Source organism: Sphingobium phenoxybenzoativorans, from assembly GCF_018286635.1.
Lineage (GTDB): Bacteria > Pseudomonadota > Alphaproteobacteria > Sphingomonadales > Sphingomonadaceae > Sphingobium > Sphingobium phenoxybenzoativorans.
Genome location: NZ_CP073910.1, coordinates 4,539,259 through 4,566,255 on the forward strand (window position 1 = coordinate 4,539,259; position 26,997 = coordinate 4,566,255).

Genomic DNA, 26,997 nt, shown 5'->3' on the forward strand with positions numbered 1-26,997 from the left:
CACATCAACAGACGATGTGTAAAATTTATGACGAAACATCCCACCATGATGGAACCCAAGGAATCCTGCGGTGTTGCTGTGTAGTTAACGCTCTTAGTTAACGATGGCATCATGGAGAGATTGGAGATGTATCATCACAATGACCAGCTTCTCGCCCAGATTGCCGGTATAATGGCTGATGACGAGGCAAAAGTGCCTCGGGTCCAGACAACATGGCACAGCCAAAGTGCGGCGGTCGCAACGGGTGACAGAGAAGAACGAGACAGCAATATCGAACCCCATTCAATCTCAGCTATATGTAGTGAAGAAAAGCCGAGATACGCGCCATTGCGGTCTGCAAGTATGGCGTACTGACTTGATGATCGCCATAAAATAAACTGCGATCAAATTCTTCGTCCATCGATGATCGTCGGATCATCATCGGGATTATCTTCATAATCCGTAACGACCTTAGCTGGCAGGATACGCCTGCTGCGCCGCGTCTAGCGTGGATATCTCCGGGCGACCATCCACACTTGCCTGCAACTTCATTTATGGGCAGCCTGCATCACACTATACCGATCTCCCACGATATTCTTCCAGGACCACAGGCGATCGACGGCGTGCTTTACTTGGTTGGGCGAGTAAAGAGCCGACACGCTTCTCCTCTCATCAGGGTCGATGCGCAAATCAAAAATCTCCACTTTGCGGCTCGTAACTTCGTAGTCGACCTTCATCGTTCCCGATCGATATCCCATGAAGACGCTGGACCAAGGGACCGCAAAGAATGTGCGCTCTCTGATGATGGGGCCAAAAAGGCTCAGTCCGTGCCATGCGGCAGGAGCGCGCAAGCCCATAGCGTCCAGAATGGTGGGAGCGACATCGATCTGGCCGACCACGTCTTGTCGGACGGCGCCGGCAAACAGCCTCGGATTTATCAGGATAAGCGGTACTCTGATGAATTCGTCGTAAATATGATGGCCATGAACGGTTGCGCCATGTTGGCCGAAGCCCTCGCCATGATCTCCAAGAACGACGATGAGAGTATCGTCGAGGAAGCCACGCTCACGCAAACGGGATACCATATTTGCAATCAGTCGATCAGTCGCGCGAATGCCATCCTCGTATCTCGCCCGCATGTCCCGGATAGTGGAGGATGACTCCGCGTCGCTGCCGGCATGATAGGGATAATGGGTCCGGTTGGTCCACAAAAGCGCCACGAATGGATCGGAGCTCTTCCCGATCCAATGCATCATCGATGAGGCGGTACATTCGTCGCTGGTCGAGGCAAAATCGGCCGCGTGAACCAGGGAAGGATCTTTATGACTCTCTCCGGGATTGCACATCCTTCTATTCAATGCTGTCTCGATCTTTTCCACACCCTGGTACCGCAAAAATTCGGTGTAGCCGGCATAGTCCCAGCCCGCGGAGAAGAATGTCCCGGTACGAAAACCTCGCGATCCGAGTTCGCTCATTATCGTTGGTAGTGGCAGATCCGGCGCCATGTCTGGCATAGTCTCATAGGCCACCGGAGGATACATGCCTGAAAGGATAGCGAAGAGCGACATCGAGGAGCTGGGCGCGTGCGCATAGGCGTTCGGGAAGTATGCGCCGGAGCGAAGCAGGGCGGCCAGGTTAGGGGCGGTCTCCGGCCGGCCCAGAAGATCTAGATAATGACCACCGACAGACTCCATTACCACGACGATGACATTGCGCACAGTTTGCGCGCGCTGCGCCGCCGCGAGGGTAGTGATGGGCTTCTCGCGCGAGGGCATCGCGCTGAACGGGTCCACAGATCGCACGGCCATCGTCTCACTGGCCGATAGCGGATCGGGCGTGAACCAGGATTGGGCGAGACGTGCAAATGCGTTAGCGTGGCGACGCCCGTCCACGCCGGAGACGCCGGCAGGAAGCACCGAAATTGCGGCGAGCGCGGCGAGAGCAATCACACTGCATGCGACTGTTGCCATTTCACCGAAGCGCGAGTGGCGGATGACGATACCGGCCACGACTGAAACTGCAGAGAGGACGATCACGCCGCCGGCTATCAGCAAGAGGTCCTTAGGATCAGCGTATCCGATGATCGTGCCTAATGCGCGAGGATCCGCCAACCCGGCGAAACGCAGAAGACCTGCCGTCGCGGGCTCACCGAAAAGCGCCGTCACCCTGACATTGATCGCTGCCACGAGCACCACCGGGAACAGCCAAATTAAATGTATTGCGATCGCCCACCGACCAAGGGAGCGGACCAACAGAAACGCAGCCAACGTAAGCGCGGTTAGCACCAAGGCGTCCTGCTTCGCCGAATGGACTGTGGTCTTGGCGAGGTAAACATAATTCACGTCGATGGATGACCATTCGGTCCACTCGTTGTAGATTATCAATGCTCTGCACGCCAACAGGATCGCCAAAGCAGCCGCAGACTGCATTGCAAGTCGCACGATATTGATCTGGAATTCCCGATCTTCGAGCGCCTTTCGTAGGGGCCTGCCAATCGTTGCCAGCACGGTCATTGAACGAAACCCCATAACGAAACCCGCTTCTGCTTCATGCGGCATAGTACATACAGCTTAAGGAAATTTGCCGAATATCGGCAAGCGGACATATTCTGGCGAGCATTGGCGAACTCCAGTGCCAGCTTCCGGAACAATACATAAGGGCACGTGCTTAAGTCGACATGCCTGTCGTCGCATATCTAATAATGACTCACGAGGATCCGGAGCATCTGCGGCGGCTGGTGGATGCTCTGGAGACTGAGGAAAGCCTGTTTATAATCCACATCAATAAGATAGTGGATATAACGCCCTTCCACACCGCGGTTAGCCGTCCAAATCTCTACTTTGTCGAAAACAGGGTGAAATTATATTGGGGCGGTTGGAATTTTGTGCGCGTTTTTGTGGAGATGTTGAAGTTTGCGAAGGGTCTGGGTCTACCAATAGAGTATATGACTATCCTGAGCGGAAACTCCTTCCCAGTTCAGCCCGTCGCCAAGATACATTCGGCGCTGTCCGAGTTTGCGTATATCAATCTTGTCGACGTGCCATCACCCGGGAAACCGTTGAAGCGCTTTACCAGATATTATTGGCAAGGCAGTTATCGGAATCAGGGCACTTTGCGACGCCTGCGCGGAGCCCTTCTGCGTCGTATCTCCAAATTGACATGGCGAGACCCGAACCGGTATCTCGGCGACTGGAAGTTATATGGTGGTACAGCCTGGTGCACCTTGTCTGCAGAAGCCGTGGAAACAATACTTCGCTACGCTGACGACAGGAATCTGACGCGCTTTTTCAGGCATGCGGCTATTCCTGATGAAGCCTTTTTCCATACCATTTTGGGCAATGTGCACCGGGATCGCTGTGTGCCCGCCAATCTGTATCAGGATTGGTCCGATCCTGTGGAACGCCCCTGTCATATTCGACATGATCATCTGCCATATCTGTTATCAGACGGCGCAACGACCATCGGCTCATACGGCAAAGTACCCATTTACTTCGCGCGAAAATTCAGTAGCCGGAATGCGGATGTCGTATCTATTGTGGAGAAACACCTCCAAAAGCTCTAGACTGTGGTGACATTTTAGGGATTGAACTAACCCGCTGACGCGGGAGAAGTGCGGGTCTTGGCTGGAATGGCCTCCTGATGAGATGGTTTGGTTGCTTGACCAACCTTCAACCAGGAGACCATCCCATGACTGACGCCACAGCAGCGGTAAGCCCGCTGCGTCGTCGTATGATCGACGATATGAGCCTGCGCAACCTGTCGCCTGCAACGCAGCGATCCTACATTCACGCGGTCAAACGGTTCAGCCAGTATCACGGTCGTTCGCCGGATCGGCTTGGGCTGGAGGATGTCCGTGCATTTCAAGTCTATCTGGTGTCGCAAGGCGTTTCATGGGGCGCGCTCAACCAGACGGTCTGCGCGCTTCGTTTCTTTTATGGCGTGACGTTAGACCGAGCGGAGATCCCAGAGCGGATCGCTTATGCGCGCACACCGCGTAAGCTGCCGGCGATCCTGAGTGCCGATGAGGTGGTTCGCTTTCTCGAAGCGGTATCATCGCTGAAGGCGCGCGCTGCGCTGACGACGGCCTATGCCGCAGGCCTTCGTGCCTCGGAGGCGGTGAGTCTGAAGGTCGCGGATATCGACAGCGACCGGATGTTGATCCAGGTCCGCCATGGCAAGGGTGCCAAGGATCGCGCGGTCATGCTGTCGCCGCAGTTGCTGGGGGTTTTGCGGACTTACTGGCGACTGGCCCGTCCCGAAGAATGGCTGTTTCCCGGACGGGGCGACAAGCCGATTGATGTACAGGTCCTTCATGCAGCTTGCCGATCGGCGACCAAGGCCGCAGGCCTGATCAAGCGAGTCAGCGTGCATACGCTGCGCCACAGCTTTGCAACTCATCTACTCGAGAGCGGTACGGATATCCGGATTATCCAGGTTTTGCTGGGGCACGGCAACCTGTCGACGACGGCTCGCTACACCCATGTGGCGACAAGCACGATCGCAGGTACGCAGAGCCCGTTCGATCGCTTGACCCTTGAGGTGGTACCACCGGCCTGAGCTGCACGGTGCGCTCCAATCTGGAGGTGGCGGATATTTTCCGCCGCCATGGCCACGCTTATCGCGAAGCTCATGATGGTCATATCGGCCGCGTGGAACGCCGTGTCATGTCGGCGATCGAACTGTGCCGAACTGCTGCACTCGGTGGTCATGTCGAGACTTGCGAGGACTGCTCACATACCCGCGTCGCTTATAACTCCTGCCGTAATCGGCACTGCCCCAAGTGCCAGAGTGCAACGCGCGAACGGTGGCTTGCCGACCGCCAGGCCGATCTACTGCCGGTGCCATATTTCCATGTCGTGTTCACGGTGCCGGGCGAAGTCGCCGAGATCGCGTTCCATAACAAGGCTGTGGTTTATGCGATCCTGTTCGATGCCGTCGCGGCAACGCTCAAGACCATCTCTGCCGATCCCCGGCACCTTGGCGGCGAGATTGGGTTCCTGGCAATTCTGCACACTTGGGGTCAGGCGCTTACCCATCATCCGCATATTCATTGCCTTGTCCCTGGCGGCGCGCTTGCTTCGGATGGACGGTGGCTCGGTTGCAAGCCCAACTTCTTCCTGCCCATCCATGTTCTCTCACGCCTGTTCCGCCGACTGTTCCTCGAACGGCTTAAAGCGGCGTATATGGCCGGGCGGTTGCGCTTCTCCGGCAAGCTGGATGGGTTTGACGATGCCAAGACCTTCGCCACCGCAGTCCGCAGGCTGTGGCGCAAGAACTGGATCGTCTATGCCAAGCCTCCATTCGGATCGCCCGAACATGTCCTCGCCTATCTCGGTCGTTACACGCACCGAGTCGCGATTGCCAACAGCCGCCTAGTCAGCGTCGACGACACGAGCGTAACCTTCCGTTGGCGCGATTACCGTCATGGCAACGCATCCAGGCTAATGTCGCTCAGTCCATACGAGTTCATCCGCCGCTTCCTCATCCACAGCTTGCCGGATGGATTCCATCGCATCCGACACTATGGCTTTCTCGCCAATGGCTGCCGCCGCGTGCGTCTCGCCACGATCCGGAAGCTCTTGATCCTTACCGAACCGACCGTGCCGATCGCGGGCGAGGTCAGCAACACCACAGCGCGACTGCCACACTTTGACCCAACCCGGTGCCCTTGTTGTGGCGGCAATTTGCGCATTGCTGCCACGTTACCGCGCTTGCGTATCGGTGACCCGCAGCCCTGGCCCGATACATCATGATCACAAGAGATCGACAGAACATCAAACACAGCAGCGTTGCGGCAGCGGTGCCGACAAACGCCATGATCTCCTTTGTCCGGTATCTCACAAGCCAATCCGCCGGGCATATGCGTCGAGCTGAGGCCAGCTTATACTGCAGATCTGAGCGACGATCACCGCAACCTTTGCCGAGAATTAGGCGCTGCAACCACTGGCGCCAGGGCTTTGGACCATCCAAACCAAGACCGCAGCGTTCAGTGCTCTTCCACTAATCCCATAGGTTGCGCGCGCGTCAGCGGGTTAGCTCAATCCGGCTTCAATGAGGTCGCGCCGCTTCACGACGCCAGCGTTGCGCCTGCGCGACCTCACAGAAACCTCCAGATTCACGACGAGTTGGATTTCTGATTCAACGCTGGCTTTTGGAGGCTGGCGTGGAAGGTGAGGTTCTTCGAGACGAAAAGTGGGAGCGGCTGCGGGATTTCGTTCCGGGTGGTCGCAAGGGCAAGCGTGGTCCACGCAGCGACGGGCGATTGTTTCTCGATGCGTTGCTGTGGCTGGCGCGATCGGGCGGGCGCTGGCGTGATCTGCCGGAGCGTTTCGGCCCGTATCAGACAGCCAAGCGGCGCTATTATCGCTGGGTCGAGCAAGGCGTGATCGATCGGATATTCAAGGCTGTGTCGGACGATCCCGACATCGAGTGGCTGGCGATCGATGCGACCGTGATCCGCGCCCAGGCCCAGGCGGCAGGTGCCCGGGTAAAAAGGGGGGCGCTCAAGCCCAGGCTCTCGGGCGCTCCAGAGGCGGGTTCGGCACCAAGATCCACGCCGTGGGACTGTCAGGAATTTCGTGTGCGGCGAGGCATAATGGGCGACAAGGAGACCCAGTATGTCACGACGGAAAGAACCCTTGATACCGAACGACATTCTCGACCAGCTGCTGGCCGGCACTGACGCGGCGGCGGCGCTCAGCCAGGGCGGCCTGCTCGACGCCCTGAAGAAGGCATTTGCCGAACGGGCTCTCAACGCGGAGATGGATCACCATCTTGGCCAGGAGGATCAGGGGGCCAACAGCCGGAACGGCTATGGCCGCAAGACGGTGACGACCGACGGGGGACGGATCGAGATCGAGGTGCCGCGGGATCGGGCGGGCAGTTTCGATCCACAGCTGATCGCCAAATATCAGCGTCGCTTCCCCGGTTTCGACGACAAGATCATCTCGATGTACGCGCGCGGCATGAGCACGCGAGAGATTACCGGTCATCTGCGCGAGTTGTATGGGATCGACGCTTCGCCCGATCTGATCAGTACGATCACCGACGCGGTGCTGGAGGAAGTCGCAGCCTGGCAGCAACGGCCGCTGGACCCCGCCTATCCGCTGGTTTTCTTCGACGCGATCCGGGTCAAGATCCGCGATGAGGGCATGGTCCGCAACAAGGCCATCCATATCGCCCTGGGTGTCATGGCCGACGAGACCAAGGTGGTCCTGGGGCTATGGCTGGAACAGAATGAGGGCGCCAAGTTCTGGCTGCGCGTCATGAATGAACTGCGCAACCGCGGTGTCGAGGATATCATGCTGGCCGTCGTCGATGGCCTCAAGGGCTTCCCCGACGCCATCACCGCCGTCTTTCCCGAAGCCATGGTTCAAACCTGCATTGTCCATCTGCTGCGCAACTCGATGGATTTCGTGGCGTGGAAAGATCGCAAGGCGCTCGGAACCGCCCTGAAAGCCATCTACCGTGCCGTCGATGCCGCGGCCGCTGAGGAAGCGCTGACGGCCTTCGAGGCGAGCTTCTGGGGACAGCGCTATCCCGCCATCGGCCAGAGCTGGCGCCGGGCATGGCCCGAAGTCATCCCGTTTTTTGCCTTTCCCGACGAGGTCAGGCGGATCGTCTATACGACCAATTCGATCGAAGCCCTCAATTCCAAGCTCCGCCGCGCCGTTCGGGCACGGGGCCATTTCCCCAATGATGAGGCCGCCACCAAGCTCCTCTATCTGATCTTGAACCGATCCGAGAAAGAGTGGAAAATGCCACCGCGTGAGTGGAACATGGCGAAAGCGCAATTTGCCGCGCTCTTTGGCGAACGTTTCATCAGGGCCATGACGGCCTGATGATCAACCGCCTCGCCGCACACGAAATTCCTGACAGTCCCCACGCCGTAGTCGATGCGCTCGGCCTGCCGGTCCGCTTTATCCTCGGTCCTGGCCAGCAGAACGACATGGCGCCCGCCTGCGACCTCATCCGAGGCATCCCGGCCGGTAAGGTGCTGGCAGATCGCGCCTACGATGCCGACAGCTTGCACGACCTCATCTACCAACAAGGCGGCGAACCGGTCATCCCGCCTCGCCGCCATCGCAAATACCAGCACCGCTACGACCGCATCGCTTACAAACAGCGCTGGGGTATCGAGGGCTTCTTCGCCAAGCTCAAACAGTGGCGCCGCATCGCTACCCGATACGACAAACTCGCAACCAACTTCCTCGGCTTCGTCAAACTCGCCAGCATCATGCTCTGGGTCAAATCATTAAATCGTCACTACAGCCTAGTCAGTGAATTGACATGGCCGAGCAGTATGCTCTCGCTGACAAATATAGAGCTATAGGATTTGCTCAACCATTGCCCGTCCGGATTTCTGAAATCAGATCAACAGGCTTAAGACGAAAGTAATGCTCCGCTTCTATTACCGGAGCCGCATCTGGCAAGCGAGGCGGAGCTTTTTCATGCGCATATTGGTTACAGGCGGAGCTGGATTTCTCGGCTCTCACATTTGCGAAAAGCTGCTCGCCCGATCAGACGAGGTGATCTGCGTCGACAATTTCTTCACCGGAAGCCGCAGGAACGTCCATCACCTTCTGTCGAATCCCAATTTTGAACTGATCAGGCACGACGTGACGTTTCCGCTCTTTCTGGAAGCGGATCGCATATTCAACATGGCCTGCCCGGCCAGCCCCATCCATTACCAACATGATCCGGTCCAGACGACAAAGACAAGCGTACTGGGCGCCATAAACATGCTTGGCATGGCAAAGCGGCTCAAGATCCCGATCCTGCAGGCCTCCACTTCCGAGATCTATGGAGATCCTGAAGTTCATCCCCAGGATGAATCCTATTGGGGCAAGGTCAACCCCATCGGACCGCGCTCCTGTTATGATGAAGGCAAGCGTTGCGCCGAGACGCTGTTTTTCGACTATCATCGCCAGCATGGCATTGCGATCAAGGTAGCAAGGATTTTCAACACGTATGGACCACGGATGCGCCCGGACGACGGACGTGTGGTGTCGAACTTCATTGTGCAGGCCCTGCGTAACGAGCCCATCACATTATATGGTGATGGCTCGCAGAGCAGATCATTCTGTTATGTCGATGATCTCGTCGACGGTCTGATCCGTCTCATGGACAGCCCGGCTAATGTGACCGGTCCGCTCAACCTTGGCAGGGACGAGGAGTTTACAGTCGGGGAACTGGCGACGATCATCAAGGACATCACAGGCAGTCGATCCGACATCCATCTGCATCCGCTCCCGACGGATGACCCTCGCCAGCGCAGGCCCGATATTTCCGCAGCAAAGGCAACTCTGGGATGGGAGCCCAAGACACCACTGCGACTGGGCCTGGAGCGCACCATCGCCTATTTTGAGGCGATAATGAGAAATGAGGAAACCGGTAATCTGGCGGCTTGACGCGCTAATCGCCTGGATCTGTATAGTGCGCCAAGAATGAAAGATGGTTCTGTGAAGCAACCCAGGGTAGCCTTTGTCTGCCTACAAGACGCAGCGCGTCCGGAAATCATATCTGGTGGCCCCTATCGTATCCGGGAGGCATTTCGCGAGCTTGGTTGCGAGGTGGTGGATATGTTTCCCATCAAGCCCAGAATCGCTTGGGCTTTCCTGCCAAAGAAGATCGCCTTTCGATTGCTCGGTTTGTATTATCACTGGGAGTGGGAGCCGCTGTTTCAGCGTCAGGTCGCCAGATATATTGAACGCCGGCTTTCTGCCGTACGACCGGATCTCGTTTACGTAGTGCAACCACAGGCAGCTTCTGAGCTGAGAACAGACATTCCTGTCGTTGTTGGTCACGATCAGACCTTCATCGAACGGCTGAACTATTTTCCCTTTGAACAAAGACCGCCCTGCAATACCTATGTGGGACAGGCTATTCTCAAGGAGGGAGAAGTCTTCCGTAAAGCCAGTCTTATTGTCTATCCTTCGCACCGGTCGATAGACATGGTTCGATCAGCCTACAAGATAGATGACGCCCGGCTCGCCATGATCCCATGGGGCGGCAATCTCGCGGTCGATCCAACTGCCTCTGAGGTAGAGCAGATGATCATCGATCGTGGCTTCGGTCCCTTCACTCTTACATTTATGGGCGTAGACTGGCCAAGGAAGGGAGGCAATATCGTTCTTGAGGCGCACAGGTTGCTGAGAGAGCGAGGAATTGATGTTCGACTCAATATCATCGGTGTGCAGCCGCCCATCCCCTCGGACAGCGCGATCACGGTGATCCCATTTCTGAGTAAAAGGAAGCCGGCTGATATCGAGCGACTCTCGAACATTCTTAGCCGAACCCATCTGCTTTTCGTGCCTTCCCGGGTAGAGGCTTTCGGGCATGTGTTTGCAGAGGCTGCGGCTTTCGGTGTGCCGTCCGTCGCGCAGGATGTGGGCGGGGTCGCAACCATCATTGAAAATGGCGTCAGCGGCATCCTGCTGCCCGAGCATGCCGGCGCGGAGGCATTCGCGGACGCGGTTGGTGCGCTGTTTGCGCGGCAGGAGGATTATCGCGCCATGGCGAGAACTGCCCGCGGACGCTACGATTCCGATCTCAATTGGCGCGCTTATTGTTCTTCCATCTTATCCAGAGTGTTCGATCAGCTACCAGTCTGATTAAGGAGCAAACCGAAACGTCGGTCACTATGGGTGACAATGATTATCAGCGCCGCGACCTTTTCGAAGCGATCGACAGCGGCGATTTCCCCCAATGGGATCTCGGCATCCAGGTTTTCGACCAGGCATTTGCTGAGGCTTAGAGTTTGTCCTGATCAGATTGAAGCGTATCCGCTGTTTCTGAGGTAGTTTGCGCATTCGTGAGGGGGGAAGGCGTCGAGGAGATGCCCGATGCGCTGCCATGTTGCCTCGACGGTGCGCTCTGCCGCTTTTCGGAGCAGCAGCTTGAGCTTGGCGAAGACCTGCTCGATAGGATTGAGGTCGGGACTGTAGGGCGGGAGGAACAAGAGTTTTGCGCCCGCGCGGCGGATCGCCCTGCGCACGGCCTGTCCCCTGTGGCTGCCCAGATTGTCCATGATGACGATGTCGCCGGGCGACAGGGTGGGAAGGAGGAACTGCTCGACGTAGGCGAGGAAGAGCTGGCCGTTGATCGGTCCGTCGAGCACGCAGGGGGCGTCGATCCGATCGCAACGTAGCGCCGCCACGAAGGTCAGTGTCTTCCATTTGCCGAACGGGGCCTTGGCGACGAGCTTGTCGCCGCGCCGGCACCACCCCAGCAACGGGGTCATGTTGGTCTTCGCCCAGGTCTCGTCGATGAAGACCAGCCGCCGCGGATCAAGGCGACCCTGGTACTTCTTCCACTGCGCTCGCCGCCGCGCGATCTGCGGACGATCCTGCTCGCTGGCGAACAGTGTTTTTTTGAAGCTGTGGCTCCCGCGAAAGCCCAACGACCGGCTTTGCCACGGTGGATGCGGCGACGGGTCCTGAAGAAAGCGGCGAGAAGCTGCGGGTCCGTTCAGAGACCTTTGCCGACCATTACAGCCAGGCGCGGCTGTTCTACCGCTCGCAAACGGAAAGCGAGCAGGCGCATATCGCCTCGTCCTTCGTGTTCGAACTGTCGAAGGTCGGCCTGCTCAACCAAGTGCCGCCGCGCATGGTCGCCAACCTGCGCAACGTCGATGAGGATCTTGCTCGACGCGTCGCCGATGGGTTGGGCATAACACTGCCCAAAAAAGCACCTGCGGCCAGGGCGCCAATTGACATGGACCTGTCCGATGCGCTCTCGATCCACAAGAATATGAAGAATACGCTGGAAGGTCGCGCGGTGGGTATCCTTATCGCGGACGGTACCGATGCTGCCGAACTCGATGGCGTGATCGACGCGGTCACAAAGGCCAAGGGCAAGGCGGTGATCGTCGCACCCAAGGTCGGCGGCGCGAAGCTCAGCGACGGCTCGGTGCGCAAGGCCGATGGCCAGCTTGCCGGCTCGCCGAGCCAGATCTTCGATGCAGTTGCAATTGTCCTGTCGCAGGAAGGTTGTGAAGGGCTCGTAAAAGAAGGTGCTGCAGTCGAATTTGTGATGAACGCCTTCGGCCATCTCAAAGCGATCGGTGCGAGCGAGGCAGCAAAGCCGCTGCTCGACAAAGCAGGCGTAATGCCGGACGAGGGTGTGGCCGGGCTCGACAAGAAATTTGTAACAGCAGCAGCCCAGCGCTTCTATGCCCGGGAGTCCTTGCTTCGTACGCTCACTTGATCATGCGACGCCATTAGAGTTGAGCGGCGACCCGCGCGAAGGGAACTAGGCTGAAGGCTTGGACAGCAGGTTTAGGGCCTGCCCTTGGCCCAGGGGCATCTTATTGTATCTTTATGGGACAAAGTGTTTCTCCTGATCCAAATCAAGACAGCTTGTCCGAATTGCTGTCATTCTCCCTTTAGCCGCTCACCAGCCCCTCGGCCGAGCATATGGCTAGGCCCGGCAGGCACCCGCAAGCCTGCTGGGCCGACCTACGCCACTCTATATGAGGTGACGTGCAATGACAGAAGATATTGGATTGCTGGAGACGATTGGCGTCTCCATTCTTGTTACTTTCATTTATCCCACGATCTGGGCTTGGCAGCGGGCTGCCGATCTAGCCGAAGCGCTCGATTTCGAAGATCGCAGTTTGAACTGACCGTCGGTCGCGGCCACACTGCTCGGAACGGAACAAGCAGGCGCGAGTTGTCAGGCAAACGGCTTTGGAGAGAGCCATGCCCGCCCAAAAAGCTATCATAGCCTGCCATATGTCAGATCGTGATCTGATGGAGGCGTGGCTCCTCATTCCCACCGATGATGTCCTTTCGGCCTTCGATCATGAGGTCGCTGACGAAATCGGACGTCGCGCGATTAGCTCAGGCAATTATCCCCAGCCTCAAGATCAGGCGAGTCGCCGTCGCCTGTTTCGCTTTGAGTAATGGAAGATATCGGCTTCCTTAAGGCAACGCTACGCGAGATCATGAGTGCAGCCTGGTTTCCTTTTGCATGGGCGGGAAGGCTATTTCGTCTCCAGCGTTAGGGTAACCGCCTTGCGGAACCATTCGTCGCGATGAGCGGGGAGGAGGCCTGTGATCCGATATTCCACCCCTTCATGCCAATGGATATCGCCTTCCCGTGGCGGGATATGCTGCATCCACGTCATCGTCAAAACCAGTAGTTCACGGGATTCGCTTGCCAAAACATATCCTCCGGTGGCGCTGATAGGGTTCTGAATTGGACGGCTCAAGTGCATGGGCGCTTAGAATGTTCGCATGCTGGACAAACCAGCCTAAACGCTTCACCAATCCGCCCACGTTGACAGCTGCGGTATAAATACCTCCCAGAATCATTACTGAGACTATCAGCAGCAGCACACAAACCGAGGCAGCGAAAGTAGGAGTAGGCCTGATAACTGGCTGAGAAGCGAGAAAAGCAGTGGTGTCACTTTGTTCACGGTGCGACGGCATCGAATCCTCCACATGGAAGCATCACAGCTTGGATGGCAGAATATGACAACAGCATGTCATAACTATAAGGCGCCACAAAATAGCCCCGGCTTTAATCTGATATGGAGTACGATCCGCTTAGCACGCACATTTCAGTGCAGGATCACAAAAAAGAAGAATTCCCTCTGTTCCGCTCCTAGTAGAAGCGATCTTGCTACCACAGCCGCGACCGACGAGTGTATGCGCTGGGATACTGACGGTCACCAGTCGGGATCAATCGCAATGCCATTCAGATCATAATTTTGCCGCTGGCAAGGGCGAAAATTTTTGCCCTCTGGCGTTGCTCATGTTGCGGATCATCATAGGCCACGCATGAGGCAGCAACCAATGGCGCCTGATAAAGCGTCCTTTCATCGCGTAGCATGCCGAATATGCCCAACCTCCACTAAAAACTTCTGTGTTCACTCGAGGCCTTGGCAACATTGAATTCTGCTATATAAAAAGCAGCGCTATGGCAAAGTTAACCATGTTTTGGGCCATCGCCATTTATTTCGGGCTTGGGTTTATGCTGGCCATGATAATTCCGGTCGTCCGGCACTTCCAAGATAAACGAAGAAAGACCTATTGCACGGAATGTGGCGAGCCAATGCCTCCGCGAAGCATATATTTTTGCACCAAGTGCGCTTTGGTCATGAATGATGGCAAATCGCCCGACTTTCGATTTGCAAACGATCAAGTGAGGAAGCCGCGGGCAAAACCACTGGTGCGTTAACTCGACAACTGATCGTGATATTAAAGTCGGCGTTGCAACCCAACGATAGCCTCTTCTATTGAGGTCAAAGGGCCCGCCCGAAACCGGCCAGTTTCTGGTTCCATAAACCCTACGCCGATCTCCACTGCCCCACGTTCTGCATCCGCTCGATTAAGATACCAGACTCCATGTTTGTCTGGAATAGCATAGCGATAGCGGGATCTCTTCACTAACTTGCGCCTGTAGAGAATCGGAACCAATCATTACGGCTCATTTTAGAATCAAATTTGGCACGCGATGGCTAAGAGATTCGCATTCAACGTGGAACGACCGATCATGGCAAATGGCTTTATAAATCCAATCACAAGCATCTTTGAAGGGTCTTCGGGGCCAGATTTATGCTTAGATTTCAATATTCCAGATTTTGGAGACGACAGGGTAATAGCCAGCCCTCGCTTGCTAGATGCGATCAATCAATTTTACATGGATGACTTTACAGGAATTAATTCTGAGCAAGCTCATGCGATGATGTGCGCTTGGGATTATGCCATACTTGCGTCCAATCATTTCAATAGAGCGAGAAATTCTTACTCTAGGATATTTTATGCTAGGTTGATAGCATTATTCATCTTAGTAAATAATCGAGTGATGTTAAATGTCATTCAATGGGCAGGTGCCGAAAAGGATGATCGACATCCCATTGAGAATCTTGAACATTGGAAAGAGATCGAAAGCTTTTACTCTACAACCAAGTCCCAACTCTTAGCGGCAGGGATGACCTCAGGGATTGCGTAGCGGACATTAATATTACTAGATGCCTTAATGGGCCAGCGTCTCAAGGGTAGCCAAGTTGGGTGGCTGTCCCTCAGAATGATGGTGTTAGAAACGGATCCGAGCGATCGGCCCTAAGCATCATGAGAGGATCAGCCGTGGAGTATTATGCCGGAATCGATGCCTCTCTTGAAGAGAGCAGCATGCGCATTGTGGACGCGAAGGGTAAGATCGTTCGCGAGGTCAAGGTCACCAGCGAGCCCGAGGCGATGGTGCGGTATTTCGACGATCTGGAATTGGCGGTGCGTAGGATCGGACTGGTGGCAGGGCCGCTATCGCATTGGTTGCATGCTGGCTTGTTGCCGCGGGTCGGTACGTTGTCTTGTTGGAGACGCGACACGTAAAGGCGGCACTTTCGGCGATGATGGTGAAGACCGACCGGAAAGATGCACGCGGCATTGCCCAGTTGCTGCGGATGGGCTGATATCGGCCAGTTCATGCCAAATCGGTAGCATCGCAGGATACCCCGGTCGTACTCGTCGGGTTCAAGCTTCCGCGGGGTAAGCTGCTCGAAGTTGAGCTCAGCATTCGGGGGATACTACGCGGATATGGACTGAAGGTCGGCGAGGTCAGTCGCGGTTGGTTCAAGGCCCGTATCGAGGAACTAATCGTAGGACACGCCACTCTGGAGACGGTGATCGGCGCGATGCTGGCGGCCCGGGCAACGTTGGGGGGAGGAGTTCACCAGGCTCCACCGAGAGATGTAGAGGGTCGCGCGCCAACAAGATTTGTAACCGGTTGATGAGCACTCCGGCGGTCGGCGCATTGGTCGCCCTGACATATCGGTCGGCGATCGACGATCCGAGCCCCTTTGGAAAATCGAGTACGGTCGGCACCTACTTTGGGCTGACCCCCAAGAAATATCAGTCCGGCGAGACCGACCGGAATGGAGGTGTCAGCAAGGTCGCTGACACGATCGTCCGAACCGCGATCTTCGAAGCAGCGCATATCATGCTGACGAGAGCGACGCGGTTTTCCAGCCTGAAGCGCTGGGCGCTCGAAGTGACGAAACATCGCGTCATGAGGCGCGCCAAGGTTGCTCTGGCGCGCAAACTCGGCGTCGTGCTGCACCGCATGTGGATGGATGCTACCGAGTTTCGCTGGGACGCAACCGCCATGGCCGCATGAAGGAGGAAATACTGATCGAGGCGCGCCTGGCACGACACGCTTCTAATGACGTCCCGTTGCTGGGACGAGGGCTTGGCAAGATCGTGCGCAGTGCTGTGAATGCTTCGGCAAACCACGCTTCCTAGATTGATCTGCCGGTTCTAGATCTGATGGCATGGCGGGGCGGTCTTCGCGCTGACCACGGACAGAAGCATGGTCCTAGCGACGAGATAATCATTCAGAGGGACTTGACGAACAAAGGCACATACAGAAGCATCGCGCAACCGAGTGCTTTCCAATCAGCTGCCAGCATTCTAACGCTCGAGCACTTACCGAAGCCAATCCCATAATATTAAGAAAAAAGGCCCGACTTTCAAGGAAAGCCGGGCCATGAGAGGGAGCCCAACAAGGGGCCTTCCTCGGGTCGCAAGAACAGTTTTGCAAAAACCGGTTTAGTTTTGGTTATTGGCCCATCCAAATTGGGGGAAAAATTTCAGGCGAAAGGGATTAAAATCCCTGAACTGCCTCCTGCAAGTCTTTGACGAACATTGCATATTCCTCCTCGGTGCGGGCGCGATCATCAATCCGCAGCAAATAGCTGGGGTGGACGGTTACTCGCCCTTCCCCTCCATCCGCCAGCCTGTGCGGCTTCTCTCGCGAGGCGGATATCGTCACTGCTTTCCCCAACATGGCTCGCGCGCCCGTCGCGCCCAGGGCGATCGTCATCGCCGGACGCACCAGTTCGCGCTCTCTATCGTACCACCAGCGGCACGCCTCTATTTCTCCGGCATTCGGCTTGGCATGCAGCCGCCGCTTTCCACGCTGTTCGAATTTGAAATGTTTTACGGCATTGGTGACGTAGATTTTTGCGCGATCGATGCCCGCCTCCGCCAGCGCCTTGTCCAGCAACTGGCCGGCTGGCCCCACGAACGGGCGCCCGGCGATATCCTCCTGATCGCCCGGCTGTTCTCCCACCAGCATCACTTGCGCATCGACCGGTCCCTCGCCGAACACCGTCTGCGTAGCGCAGCGATGCAACGGGCAGCGCGTGCAGGACATAGCCTGCGCGCGCAAGGCGTCCCAGGCAACCTCGCCATTGCCGCCAACCTGTGATCTGGACAATTCCACCATGCTGCGCTCCCTTGCCTGTGCGCCCGCGACCAGGCCGGGGATCAACGCGGTTTCCGGCATATTTTTCCAGTAACGCTTCGGCATCTCCTTCAGCATCGCACCGATTTTCATCCGCGCCGGATTGAAGATCGATCCATAATAAGCGCGCCATATCTCCTCGACCGGATCATCATCGGGCGCATCGGCGCGCGCGCCGCCCGGCCCCTCGGACAGCATGCTGCCATCCCAATGGATCGATATATCCGGCGTCAGGATCGACCAGCGCATGGTGGCGAACCGCCGGACGAAGAAACCGGCATTGGCCCGGACGATATGGTGCTCCGGTTCGAACCAGGCGACGAAACGGCTCCCTTCATCCGTCTCCACTTCGCGAAAGCGTACAAAGGCGCGCATCTTGTGCATGTCGCGGCGCACCGCCTTCGCCATATCCTCCAGCCGCCTTACTGCCGGGTCCGCCCGATCCTCCAGCAAGGCCGGATTGTGCCGCAACCGGAGCAGCGCGCCATAAAGCAAGGCAAAGCGCTGAGGATCGCGATGACACACCACCGTCCTTGCGAGGTCCACGAAACTGCGCGGGACGGAAAAGGCGGCCGCCCTCTCTCCGGGAACAGCGGCCGCCGCTTCGGCGAACAGATCGTCCGTCTCCTGCCCGGCCCGCCAGATCGTCGCATGCGCGGGCACATCTGCCGATGCGAGGGCGCGTGCGGCGTCCCGCCATTCCTCGAAATCATCCTCCCGCTGCAGGTCGATCCGCCGCATCGCCCGGCCCATCAGGCAGCGAACAGTTCAAGCTGCTCGGCGCGCGGCGTCAGGAGCGATTCCAGATCGGCGCGATCCGTCAGCGCGGACGGCCGCCAGTCCTCCGTCAGTAAGAAGGGACGCACTTTTGCCAGCGACACGGTCAATCGACCGATGTCGGCCAGCCGCAAACGCCGCCAGCGCCGCGCCGCCAGGATCGCATCGACCGCCTTCACGCCAAGCCCCGGCACCCGCAGCAGCATGTCCCGCGGCGCGCGATTGACGTCCACCGGAAAACGGCCGCGAAATTTCAACGCCCAGGCCAGCTTCGGGTCGATATCCAGCCGCAACATGCCCGCGTCATTCGTCGCGTCGCGCACATCGCCCGGACTATAGCCGTAAAAGCGCATCAACCAGTCCGACTGATACAACCGGTGTTCGCGCATCAATGGGGGACGGCGCAGCGGCAGGATGGCGCTGGCGTCGGGGATGGGGCTGAAGGCGGAATAATAGACCCGCCGGAGATTGAACCGGCCATATAGGCGGTTTGCCGTCGTGATGATGTCGCCGTCATTGGCGCTGTCCGCGCCAACTATCATCTGTGTCGATTGCCCGGCGGGCGCAAAATCCGGTGCGGAGCGGAAGCGTTTCCGGGCGTCATGGCCATCCTCAATATCGCCTTTCATCGACTGCATTGCGCCCTCGATCCGGGTGGAGGATTTTTCCGGGGCAAGGCGCGACAGGCCCGATGCCGTGGGCAATTCGACATTGATGGAAATGCGATCGGCATGAAGACCCGCCTGCCGGATCAGGCCGGAATCAGCGTCGGGAATGGTCTTGAGATGGATATAGCCGCGAAACCCATGATCCTGACGCAGCGACCGCGCAACTGCCACTACCTGCTCCATCGTATAATCCGGATCACGGATGATCCCTGACGACAGAAACAGCCCTTCGATATAATTGCGGCGATAGAAATTAAGGGTGAGGTTGACGACCTCCTCCACCGTGAAGCGGGCGCGGCGGACATTCGAGCTGCGACGGTTGATGCAATAATGGCAATCAAAAGTGCAACTGTTGGTCAGCAATATCTTCAATAGCGAAATGCAGCGGCCATCAGGCGCATAGGAATGGCAAATGCCCATGCCTTCCGTCGATCCAATCCCTTTGCTTTGCCCGGCGGAATCGCGCTTCACCGTGCCGGACGATGCGCAGGATGCATCATATTTTGCCGCATCCGCCAGGATTTCGAGCTTCTGCAGAGTGTCGAGCTGCGCCATAAGTTCTTGTTATGTTCTGCGCGCCTCTTTGTCCACGGTGAATGGCTTGATCTGAAGCAAGGGAAATTAAGCCGGGTAGCGGCTCGTCAGCGGCAGGCGCCGATCCGCCGGCCTTCCATCGCAAAATCGAATGGCGCGCTGTCGGCAATACCCTGCGACTGGATCTGCACCAGCCGGGGGGTTTCAATACGCAGCGCGGTGCGGCCGCTTCCGGCGGCGGCGCAATCATAAGTGACGACCACCTGGGCCGCCGTGTCGGTTACGACAAACCGGCTGCAATTGCGGCCCGGATGGCGCAATTGCAGAAGCTGCCGCGCATCGGCAAGGCAGATATGCCTGATCTTCCCGCCTGGCTCCCGGCTCCGCAATTCCCAGTCGCCGGTTTCCAGAGTGCTGAGACCACCGATGACAGGCGCTTGCAGCGGAGCGGCCACAGCTCCGCCCGCTGTCATCATGATGGCTGCATAGACAAAAGGCTTGATCGCGATACGCACCGCTCAATATCCATCCTGCCGCCGGCCTGTTCTTCCAGGTCCTGCGAAACCGCGCCCTTCTTGATGAAGCCTGCATTAGGCTCCGATTACGGCAATTTCATAGCAGGAATGGCACGTTTCGCCTCAATTGCAAGATTTGTGACGCCGCCGTATCGGTTTGGAACGTATCGTTTCGGGCCAGATAAAGCCGAAGTCGGGCCAGTGATCCTGCCGATTGTCAGTGCTGAAAACTGAGCAGGGGAATGGGAAAAATGCGCGAACAGAAAGCGCAATCGACCTTTATGTCTCCATTCTCATCCGCCATCGCCTGCCGCTCATCTGCGGGGAAGCGGCTGATTACATCCCGGATATGATCGATATTGCAGCGGCACCCCTTGGTGATGGGTAACGGTTCGGTAACGCGGATTTCGCCCTCATCATGGAACAACCGCCACATTATGTCGGTGAGCGGCAAATCCCTGTCGCTCAGTTCCTCATCCTTGACGGTCTCCGCCAGCACCTGAACATGCTCCCATTCCGGGTGATCATGCCGGACATGGAGCCGCTCCCGGCCCACCTCGCCCTCCGGCAGATGCTGGAGCAGCACGCCTGCCGCCACGCAGCCCTGCGCATCATGTCGAGTAGCGATCTGGACGAAGCTGGGTATCTGCTCCGACTGGAAGAAATAATGTTCGGCCGCCTTGCCCAGAGAATGGCCTTCCAGCGGCACAATGCCCTGATAGCGCTCACCGGTCGCCGCCTGGTCGAAGGTGATGGCCAGATACCCCTTGCCGAACAGCCCGAACAGGCTGGGATCGGCGCCAAGCTCCGCCAGACGGTCCCCATCGAATTGGACATAACCGCGCACCTGCCCGCCGCGATAGTCGACGACGAGCAGGCTGACGACGCCATTTTCGGTCTGAGCCTGCATGGTCAACTGCCCATCCGCGTCCTTCAGCGTGCTACCCAGCAGGGCGGACAGCACTAGCGCCTCGGCGAGCAGGCGCTCTATCGGCGGCGGATAGCTGTGCGCGGCCAGAACCTCGTCCAGCACCGGACCAAGACGCACGATCCTGCCCCGCACATGCCGCGAGGGGATGGTGAAGCCCAGGGTTTGATCGAGGTCGGGGGCGGAACTCAAGGTATATCTTTCTCCCCTCCCTGAAAGGGAGGGGCCGGGGGTGGGTCCGCCGCATCAGCGGCGGCTGATCATAGCAAGGACAGGACGTTCGCTTCGCTCACGACCCACCCCTGCCCCTCCCTTTCAGGGAGGGGAGAGAGAAATATAAGGCCGCGCTACAGCTTTCCAAGCGCCCAGAGCAGAACCGACTTCTGCGCATGCAGACGATTCTCCGCCTCGTCCCAGATCAGCGACTGCGGCCCGTCGATCACCGCCTCCACCACTTCCTCGCCGCGATGCGCGGGCAGGCAGTGGAGGAATTTCGCGTTCGACTTCGCCAGCGCCATCAACTCCGGCGTCACCTGATAGGGCATCATCGCGGCGAGCTTGTTGTGCACATGCTCCTGCCCCATCGAAATCCAGGTGTCGGTGACGACGACGTCGGCGCCCGCGGCCACGGCCTGCGCGTCGCGCGATAGGGTGATTGTCGCGCCGCGCTTCTCGGCCTCCTCGCCAAAGCGCGGATCGGGTTCATAGCCCTGCGGCACGCCGTAACGGACGTTGAACTTCATGAGGCCCGCTGCCTCGATGATCGAATGCAGGACGTTATTGCCGTCGCCCAGCCACGCCCATTCGGAACCGGGCAGGGCAACGCCATGCTCGACAACGGTCAGCAGGTCCGCGACGATCTGGCACGGATGCGACAGGTCGGTCAGGCCATTGATGACCGGCACGGTTGCGTGCGCCGCCATCTCCTCGATCTTCGCATGATCGTCGGTGCGGATCATGATCGCGTCGACCATGCGGCTCAGCACGCGGGCGGTGTCGGCCAGCGTCTCGCCGCGGCCCAACTGCATCGACCCGCCATCCATGACGATCGACGTGCCGCCAAGCTGGCGGATCGCCATGTCGAAGGATACGCGGGTACGGGTCGAGCTTTTTTCGAAGATCATCGCCAGCGTGTGGCCGGCAAGCGGCGCATCGGCATCCGCCTTGCCTTTTGGCCAGCCAGCGCGCGCCGCCTTCCGGTCGATGGCGTCCGCGATCATCGCGGCGATAGCGTCGCCGCCGGCGTCGGACAGATTCAGGAAATGTCTTGTCATATGTTCGTCCCCCGAACATCGTGCTCCTGCAAAAGCAGGAGCCCAGGGCCAGATTACACGACAACGGCCCTGGGCTCCGGTTCAAGGCCGGAGCACAGAATGTAGATTAGGCCGCCTTTGCCGCGAAGTCCCGCGCGCCGGCGGACAGCTTCTCGATGCATTCGGCGATATGGCTGTCCTCGATGACCAGCGGCGGCAGGATGCGGACGACATTCTGTCCGGCCGATACCGTCAGCAGACCATGATTGTCGCGCAGATGGCCGACAAAGGCGCGCGCGTCGGCGCTGTCCTTCATCTTCAGCCCAAGCATCAGGCCCATGCCGCGCACATCCTCGAACAAGCCGTCATGGTTGGGAATAAGCTGCTCCAGCGCCGAACGCAGACGCGCGCCCTTCGCCTTCACACCCTCAAGGAAGCCATCGGCCAGCACTTCGTCCAGCACCGCGCTGCCGACCGCCATCGCCAGTGGATTGCCGCCATAGGTGGAGCCATGCGTGCCGAACACCATGCCCTTGGCCGCATTCTCCGTCGCCAGGCAAGCGCCCATCGGGAAGCCGCCGCCAATACCCTTGGCCACCGCCATGATGTCCGGCGTGATGCCATACTGTTCATGCGCGAAGAAGGTGCCGGTGCGCGCATAACCGCATTGCACTTCGTCCAGGATCAGCAGCAGGCCCTTCTCGTCGCACAGCTTGCGCAGGCCGGTCAGGAATTCCTTCGTGGCGGGCGTGACGCCGCCCTCACCCTGCACCGGCTCCAGCAGAAAGCCTGCGGTATTGTCATCGACCTGGGCGGCGGCAGCCTCCAGATCGTTGAACGGCACCACGGTAAAGCCGGGCAGCAGCGGTTCGAACCCGTCGCGCATCTTGGGCTGGCTGGTCGCGGAAATCGTGCCCAGCGTCCGGCCGTGGAAGGCGTTGTCGAAGCTGATGATCTTGTGCTTGTGCGGATTGCCGTCGGCATAATGGAAGCGGCGCGCGGTCTTGATCGCGCACTCGACGGCCTCCGCGCCGGAGTTGGTGAAGAACACCGTATCGGCGAACGTATTGTCCACCAGCCGTTGCGCAAACGCCTCGCCCTGCGGACTGCCATAGAGGTTCGACACATGCATCAACGTCGCCGCCTGGTCGGCGATCGCCTTCACCAGCGTCGGATGGCCATGGCCCAGCAGGTTGACCGCGATGCCGCTGGCGAAATCCAGATAGCGCTCGCCGCGCTCACCGATCAGGTAGCAACCCTCGCCTCGCACCGGACGCACATCGCACCGGGGGTAAACGGGCATGAGCGGCGTGATCGACATGATACCTTCCCTTCTGGAACTTGCGTTGTACGTCCAAACGCAAAAAGGCGGCCCCCGCCGGGCCGCCCTTTGCGAGCGCCGCCTATACCGGGTGCCGCGAACAAGCGCAACACCGGCCGGAAGGCGGCAGGGCATGCCGCCCGCCGCAACCGGGAAACGCCCTGCCCTCATCAAGACCCGCTAAACCGGCAGACCGCCGCACGAAAGGGGACGGGCGGCGCAATTTCGCCCTAAGTCCAAGTTATCACTGAATTTCTCACCCCCTCCAAAAATCCATTGGAGGCGTAGAAGGCTGCAGTTCACCCGCCCATGAAATTTTCCCGCATCTTCGCCTCCACCACGCACGACATGGCCATCGATCTTGGCACGGTAAATACGGTCATCCATGTCCGCGACCGTGGCATCGTCCTTAACGAGCCATCGGTAATCGCGCTGGAAACCAATAATGGCATTCGCCGCGTGAAAGTCGTCGGCAATGAAGCGAAACTGATGATGGGCAAGACGCCGAACAATATTCAGGCGATCCGCCCGTTGCGCGATGGCGTCATCGCCGACATCGACGTGGCCGAACAGATGATCAAGCATCTGATCGACAAGGCGCTGGGCGGCCCGGCCCGCCTGCCCCGGCGCTATGAGGTGGTGATCTGCGTCCCCTCCGGCTCCACGATGGTCGAACGCCGGGCGCTGCGCGATGCGGCCTCCAATGCCGGAGCATCGCGCGTTCAGTTGATCGAGGAACCGATGGCCGCCGCCATCGGCGCAGGATTGCCTGTCACTGAACCGGTCGGGGCGATGGTCGTCGACATCGGCGGCGGGACCACCGAAGTCGCCGTCCTGTCGCTGAGCGGGATCGCCTATAGCGGCTCCGTGCGCATCGGCGGCGACAAGCTGGATGACGCCATTTCGTCCCACATCCGCCGCATGCACAATATGTTGGTCGGAGAAATCACGGCCGAGCGAGTGAAGCATGTGATCGGTTCAGCGATCATGCCCGCCGATGGCGGAGCGACAATGATCGTCAAGGGCCGCGATCTGGTCAATGGAAGGCCAGCGGAAGTCACCGTGTCCGAAGCGGAAATCGCCAACGCTCTGGCGGAGCCGGTCTCGCAGATCATAGGCGCAGTCCGCTCGGCCCTGGAGGCGACAGCGCCGGAATTATCCGCCGACATCATTGAGGAAGGCATCACCCTGACCGGCGGCGGGGCGCTGCTTCGCGGCATAGATGTGGCCATATCCGACGCCACCGGCCTGCCGGTGACGGTGGCGAACGATGCCCTGATTTGCGTTGCGATGGGGGCGGGACAGGCGCTTGAGCTGCCCAGCTATGCTGCGGTCCTCGCCGCAGCATAATGCCGGTGGAACGGCGATATGGAATATCCTTTGCCACCTCTTGCCCAGAATCGCGGTCTAAGCGCTTTGATCGATTTGATAGTTATCAGTGATGAAGGGGGATCGTTTCACACTGTAATGATTTGAGCTTAATCTGGATGCAGAAGGACGTCAGAGAGGAGTTCGATCATGGACGCAAAAACGAGCGGCAGCCCACTTAATGATCCGTCGAAAGAACCAGCGGCACTGAGATCCCTTCTGGGCCGGACGAGCAGAGACTGGTGGCCCAACCAACTCTCGCTGGAAATCCTTCATCAGAATGGCCTCACAGGCAATCCGATGGGCGATGACTTCGATTATGCCAAAGAATTCAAATCTATAGACTATACGGCGCTGAAAAAGGATTTGACGGCGCTGATGACCGACAGCCAACCCTGGTGGCCGGCCGATTATGGACATTATGGTCCCTTCTTCATCCGCATGGCCTGGCATAGCGCGGGGACCTATCGCACCGGCGACGGGCGTGGCGGCGCTTCATCCGGCACTCAGCGCTTCGCCCCGCTCAATAGCTGGCCGGACAACGCCAATCTGGACAAGGCGCGCCGCCTGCTCTGGCCTATCAAGCAGAAATATGGCCGGAAACTGTCCTGGGCCGACCTTCTGATTCTGGCGGGCAATGTCGCCATCGAGTCGATGGGCGGTCCGGTATTCGGCTTCGGCGGCGGACGCGAAGACGTGTTCGAGCCGGAAAAGGACATCTACTGGGGCACTGAGGAGTTCTGGGTCGGCCAGGAAGGCAATGAGACCCGCATCCAGCCCGACAAGGACATGGCGCTCGAAAACCCGCTGGCCGCGATCCAGATGGGCCTCATCTACGTCAATCCCGAAGGACCGGGCGGCAATCCCGATCCGCTCCAGTCGGCCCGCGACATTCGCGAGACCTTCGCGCGCATGGCGATGAATGACGAGGAAACCGTTGCGTTGACGGCGGGCGGCCATACCTTCGGCAAATGCCACGGCGCCGGCGATGCATCCAAGGTTGGCGCGGAGCCGGAAGGCGCCGACATCGCGCAGCAGGGCCTGGGCTGGCAGAGCGGTCATGAAAGCGGCGTTGGCGATCATACGATCACCAGCGGGCTTGAGGGCGCATGGACGCCCACCCCGATCCGCTGGTCCCACAATTATTTCCGCATGCTGCTCGACTATGACTATGAGCTGGTGCGGAGTCCGGCGGGCGCGCAGCAGTGGCAGCCCGTCAATCAGAAGCCGGAGGATATGGCTCCGGGCGCACACAGCCCCAACCGCCGCCTGCCGACGATGATGACGACAGCCGACATGGCCTTCAAGATGGACCCGGAATACCGGAAAATCTCCGATCGCTTCTACAAGAACCCGGATCAGTTCGCCGATGCTTTTGCGCGGGCCTGGTTCAAACTGACCCATCGCGACATGGGGCCGAAGGTTCGCTATCTTGGTCCGGAAGTGCCGGCGGAGGACCTGATCTGGCAGGACCCGATTCCTGCGGGGCAGGCGCTGGGCGATGCCGATGTCGCAACCTTGAAAGGCAAGATCGCCGCATCGGGCCTCAGCGTTGGTCAGCTCGTAAAGACTGCATGGGCGTCCGCATCCACCTTTCGCGGATCGGACAAGCGTGGGGGCGCCAATGGCGCGCGCATTCGCCTGGCCCCGCAGAAGGACTGGGACGTCAACGAGCCAGCGGAGCTTGCCAAGGTGCTCAAGGTCTATGAGGGCATTAAGGCGGAGTCCGGCGGGAAGGTCAGCATAGCCGACCTGATCGTGCTTGGCGGTTCAGTGGGCGTCGAGAAGGCGGCGAAGGATGCCGGGCATGATGTCAGCGTGCCGTTCACATCCGGCCGGGCCGACGCAGACGATGCGCAGACCGATGCAGACAGCTTCGACCCGCTGGAACCCAAGGCTGACGGATTCCGCAATTACCTTTCGGTACGCTTCAATGTGCCGACGGAGGAATTGATGATCGACCGGGCTCAGCTCCTTGGCCTCAGCGCGCCGGAGATGACGGTGCTTGTCGGCGGGCTTCGCGTCCTTGGCGCCAATTATGAAGGCTCGCCGCATGGCGTGCTGACCGACCGGCCCGGCAAGCTGACCAACGACTTCTTCGTCAACCTGCTCGACATGGGTACGGCGTGGAAGGAAGTGGACGATCGCGGCGACGAGGTTTTCGTCGGCACCGACCGCGCAACGGACAAGGAGAAATGGACCGCCACCCGCACCGACCTGGTGTTCGGCTCCAACTCTCAGCTCCGCGCACTGTCGGAAGTCTATGCGGCAAGCGATGCGGGGGACAAATTCGTCACCGATTTCGTGGCCGCATGGACCAAGGTGATGAACGCCGACCGTTTTGATCGCGCCTGACCTGCGCGCCCGCTTCACCCAATAGAAAGGCGGACTTCCGGGGGGTTGC

Annotated in this window: 19 protein-coding genes and 6 pseudogenes; 16 read left to right on the forward strand and 9 right to left on the reverse strand. The window is 58.7% G+C overall.

The features are described 5' to 3' along the window. Positions 1-527 precede the first annotated feature (527 nt). A complete protein-coding gene (locus KFK14_RS22525) occupies positions 528-2,537 on the reverse strand; it encodes a sulfatase (protein WP_212609214.1) in 2,010 nt (669 codons plus the stop codon). Between the two features lie 119 nt (positions 2,538-2,656). Between KFK14_RS22525 and KFK14_RS22530 the strand changes: the two genes are divergently transcribed. The 9 genes and pseudogenes from KFK14_RS22530 to KFK14_RS22570 all read left to right on the forward strand — a co-directional run. Then, positions 2,657-3,541, forward strand: coding sequence for a beta-1,6-N-acetylglucosaminyltransferase (locus tag KFK14_RS22530; protein ID WP_281417170.1), 885 nt, complete (start codon positions 2,657-2,659; stop codon positions 3,539-3,541). A gap of 125 nt (positions 3,542-3,666) precedes the next feature. Then, complete coding sequence (locus tag KFK14_RS22535) at positions 3,667-4,536, forward strand: tyrosine-type recombinase/integrase (protein WP_073978021.1); 870 nt, start codon at positions 3,667-3,669, stop codon at positions 4,534-4,536. 8 nt (positions 4,537-4,544) lie between these two features. Further along, positions 4,545-5,732, forward strand: a complete 1,188-nt coding sequence (locus tag KFK14_RS22540; protein ID WP_212608986.1) for an IS91 family transposase — start codon at positions 4,545-4,547, stop codon at positions 5,730-5,732. Between the two features lie 410 nt (positions 5,733-6,142). Further along, a pseudogene (locus KFK14_RS22545) lies at positions 6,143-6,537 on the forward strand (IS5 family transposase); the annotation flags it as partial. 59 nt (positions 6,538-6,596) lie between these two features. After that, positions 6,597-7,820, forward strand: coding sequence for an IS256 family transposase (locus KFK14_RS22550; protein WP_212609216.1), 1,224 nt, complete (start codon positions 6,597-6,599; stop codon positions 7,818-7,820). 41 nt (positions 7,821-7,861) lie between these two features. Next, positions 7,862-8,230: pseudogene (locus KFK14_RS22555) on the forward strand (IS5 family transposase); the annotation flags it as partial. Positions 8,231-8,429: 199 nt separating this feature from the next. After that, the gene (locus tag KFK14_RS22560) at positions 8,430-9,389 is read left to right on the forward strand and encodes a UDP-glucuronic acid decarboxylase family protein (RefSeq protein ID WP_246524742.1); all 960 of its coding nucleotides are present in this window, start codon (positions 8,430-8,432) and stop codon (positions 9,387-9,389) included. A gap of 36 nt (positions 9,390-9,425) precedes the next feature. Continuing rightward, positions 9,426-10,592 carry a glycosyltransferase family 4 protein gene (locus tag KFK14_RS22565; protein ID WP_212609218.1) on the forward strand — a complete coding sequence of 389 codons (1,167 nt, stop codon included), beginning with the start codon at positions 9,426-9,428 and terminating at the stop codon, positions 10,590-10,592. Positions 10,593-10,627: 35 nt separating this feature from the next. Then, positions 10,628-10,732 (forward strand): annotated as a pseudogene (locus KFK14_RS22570) (catalase); the annotation flags it as partial. Positions 10,733-10,747: 15 nt separating this feature from the next. On the opposite strand, the pseudogene KFK14_RS22575 reads toward KFK14_RS22570, so the two are convergent. Beyond that, positions 10,748-11,359: pseudogene (locus KFK14_RS22575) on the reverse strand (IS630 family transposase); the annotation flags it as partial. A gap of 2 nt (positions 11,360-11,361) precedes the next feature. Between KFK14_RS22575 and KFK14_RS22580 the strand changes: the two are divergent. From KFK14_RS22580 to KFK14_RS22590, 3 genes and pseudogenes are all read left to right on the forward strand, one after another. After that, positions 11,362-12,186 (forward strand): annotated as a pseudogene (locus KFK14_RS22580) (catalase-related domain-containing protein); the annotation flags it as partial. A 280-nt stretch (positions 12,187-12,466) separates the two neighbouring features. After that, complete coding sequence (locus KFK14_RS22585) at positions 12,467-12,604, forward strand: hypothetical protein (RefSeq protein ID WP_212609221.1); 138 nt, start codon at positions 12,467-12,469, stop codon at positions 12,602-12,604. A gap of 76 nt (positions 12,605-12,680) precedes the next feature. Then, a complete protein-coding gene (locus KFK14_RS22590; protein WP_212608815.1) occupies positions 12,681-12,884 on the forward strand; it encodes a hypothetical protein in 204 nt (67 codons plus the stop codon). 796 nt (positions 12,885-13,680) lie between these two features. On the opposite strand, the gene KFK14_RS24300 is transcribed toward KFK14_RS22590, so the two are convergent. Continuing rightward, complete coding sequence (locus KFK14_RS24300) at positions 13,681-13,815, reverse strand: hypothetical protein (RefSeq protein ID WP_281417171.1); 135 nt, start codon at positions 13,813-13,815, stop codon at positions 13,681-13,683. A gap of 663 nt (positions 13,816-14,478) precedes the next feature. Between KFK14_RS24300 and KFK14_RS22595 the strand changes: the two genes are divergently transcribed. Both KFK14_RS22595 and KFK14_RS22600 read left to right on the forward strand, forming a co-directional pair. Then, complete coding sequence (locus KFK14_RS22595; protein ID WP_212609222.1) at positions 14,479-14,937, forward strand: hypothetical protein; 459 nt, start codon at positions 14,479-14,481, stop codon at positions 14,935-14,937. A gap of 134 nt (positions 14,938-15,071) precedes the next feature. Continuing rightward, positions 15,072-16,101: pseudogene (locus KFK14_RS22600) on the forward strand (IS110 family RNA-guided transposase). Positions 16,102-16,587: 486 nt separating this feature from the next. On the opposite strand, the gene KFK14_RS22605 reads toward KFK14_RS22600, so the two are convergent. The 6 genes from KFK14_RS22605 to KFK14_RS22630 form a co-directional block, all read right to left on the reverse strand. Beyond that, entirely contained in the window at positions 16,588-17,970 is a 1,383-nt protein-coding gene (locus tag KFK14_RS22605) for a UdgX family uracil-DNA binding protein (protein WP_212609223.1), read from the reverse strand. Positions 17,971-17,981: 11 nt separating this feature from the next. Next, on the reverse strand, positions 17,982-19,229 hold the full coding sequence (locus KFK14_RS22610; protein ID WP_212609224.1) for a putative DNA modification/repair radical SAM protein: 1,248 nt from the start codon (positions 19,227-19,229) through the stop codon (positions 17,982-17,984). Between the two features lie 86 nt (positions 19,230-19,315). Continuing rightward, on the reverse strand, positions 19,316-19,723 hold the full coding sequence (locus KFK14_RS22615; protein ID WP_246524744.1) for a DUF3617 domain-containing protein: 408 nt from the start codon (positions 19,721-19,723) through the stop codon (positions 19,316-19,318). Positions 19,724-19,940: 217 nt separating this feature from the next. Beyond that, positions 19,941-20,843 (reverse strand): Hsp33 family molecular chaperone HslO, encoded by a 903-nt coding sequence (hslO, locus tag KFK14_RS22620; RefSeq protein WP_212609225.1) that lies wholly within the window; start codon positions 20,841-20,843, stop codon positions 19,941-19,943. A 155-nt stretch (positions 20,844-20,998) separates the two neighbouring features. Next, on the reverse strand, positions 20,999-21,925 hold the full coding sequence (gene argF, locus KFK14_RS22625) for an ornithine carbamoyltransferase (protein WP_212609226.1): 927 nt from the start codon (positions 21,923-21,925) through the stop codon (positions 20,999-21,001). Positions 21,926-22,031: 106 nt separating this feature from the next. After that, complete coding sequence (locus KFK14_RS22630) at positions 22,032-23,225, reverse strand: aspartate aminotransferase family protein (protein ID WP_212609227.1); 1,194 nt, start codon at positions 23,223-23,225, stop codon at positions 22,032-22,034. Positions 23,226-23,534: 309 nt separating this feature from the next. On the opposite strand from KFK14_RS22630, the gene KFK14_RS22635 reads away from it, so the two are divergent. Continuing rightward, complete coding sequence (locus KFK14_RS22635; RefSeq protein WP_212609228.1) at positions 23,535-24,575, forward strand: rod shape-determining protein; 1,041 nt, start codon at positions 23,535-23,537, stop codon at positions 24,573-24,575. A gap of 168 nt (positions 24,576-24,743) precedes the next feature. Next, complete coding sequence (gene katG / locus KFK14_RS22640; RefSeq protein ID WP_212609229.1) at positions 24,744-26,948, forward strand: catalase/peroxidase HPI; 2,205 nt, start codon at positions 24,744-24,746, stop codon at positions 26,946-26,948. Positions 26,949-26,997 lie beyond the last annotated feature (49 nt).

What these genes read in the sequence shown, in the direction of transcription:
- KFK14_RS22525 (WP_212609214.1), bottom strand. Translation starts at nt 2,537, where the DNA reads ATGCCGCATGAAGCAGAAGCGGGTTTCGTTATGGGGTTTCGTTCAATG.
- KFK14_RS22530 (WP_281417170.1), top strand. Translation starts at nt 2,657, where the DNA reads ATGCCTGTCGTCGCATATCTAATAATGACTCACGAGGATCCGGAGCAT.
- KFK14_RS22535 (WP_073978021.1), top strand. Translation starts at nt 3,667, where the DNA reads ATGACTGACGCCACAGCAGCGGTAAGCCCGCTGCGTCGTCGTATGATC.
- KFK14_RS22550 (WP_212609216.1), top strand. Translation starts at nt 6,597, where the DNA reads ATGTCACGACGGAAAGAACCCTTGATACCGAACGACATTCTCGACCAG.
- KFK14_RS22560 (WP_246524742.1), top strand. Translation starts at nt 8,430, where the DNA reads ATGCGCATATTGGTTACAGGCGGAGCTGGATTTCTCGGCTCTCACATT.
- KFK14_RS22565 (WP_212609218.1), top strand. Translation starts at nt 9,426, where the DNA reads ATGAAAGATGGTTCTGTGAAGCAACCCAGGGTAGCCTTTGTCTGCCTA.
- KFK14_RS22585 (WP_212609221.1), top strand. Translation starts at nt 12,467, where the DNA reads ATGACAGAAGATATTGGATTGCTGGAGACGATTGGCGTCTCCATTCTT.
- KFK14_RS22590 (WP_212608815.1), top strand. Translation starts at nt 12,681, where the DNA reads ATGCCCGCCCAAAAAGCTATCATAGCCTGCCATATGTCAGATCGTGAT.
- KFK14_RS24300 (WP_281417171.1), bottom strand. Translation starts at nt 13,815, where the DNA reads ATGCTACGCGATGAAAGGACGCTTTATCAGGCGCCATTGGTTGCTGCC.
- KFK14_RS22595 (WP_212609222.1), top strand. Translation starts at nt 14,479, where the DNA reads ATGGCAAATGGCTTTATAAATCCAATCACAAGCATCTTTGAAGGGTCT.
- KFK14_RS22605 (WP_212609223.1), bottom strand. Translation starts at nt 17,970, where the DNA reads ATGCGGCGGATCGACCTGCAGCGGGAGGATGATTTCGAGGAATGGCGG.
- KFK14_RS22610 (WP_212609224.1), bottom strand. Translation starts at nt 19,229, where the DNA reads ATGGCGCAGCTCGACACTCTGCAGAAGCTCGAAATCCTGGCGGATGCG.
- argF (WP_212609226.1), bottom strand. Translation starts at nt 21,925, where the DNA reads ATGACAAGACATTTCCTGAATCTGTCCGACGCCGGCGGCGACGCTATC.
- KFK14_RS22630 (WP_212609227.1), bottom strand. Translation starts at nt 23,225, where the DNA reads ATGTCGATCACGCCGCTCATGCCCGTTTACCCCCGGTGCGATGTGCGT.
- KFK14_RS22635 (WP_212609228.1), top strand. Translation starts at nt 23,535, where the DNA reads ATGAAATTTTCCCGCATCTTCGCCTCCACCACGCACGACATGGCCATC.
- katG (WP_212609229.1), top strand. Translation starts at nt 24,744, where the DNA reads ATGGACGCAAAAACGAGCGGCAGCCCACTTAATGATCCGTCGAAAGAA.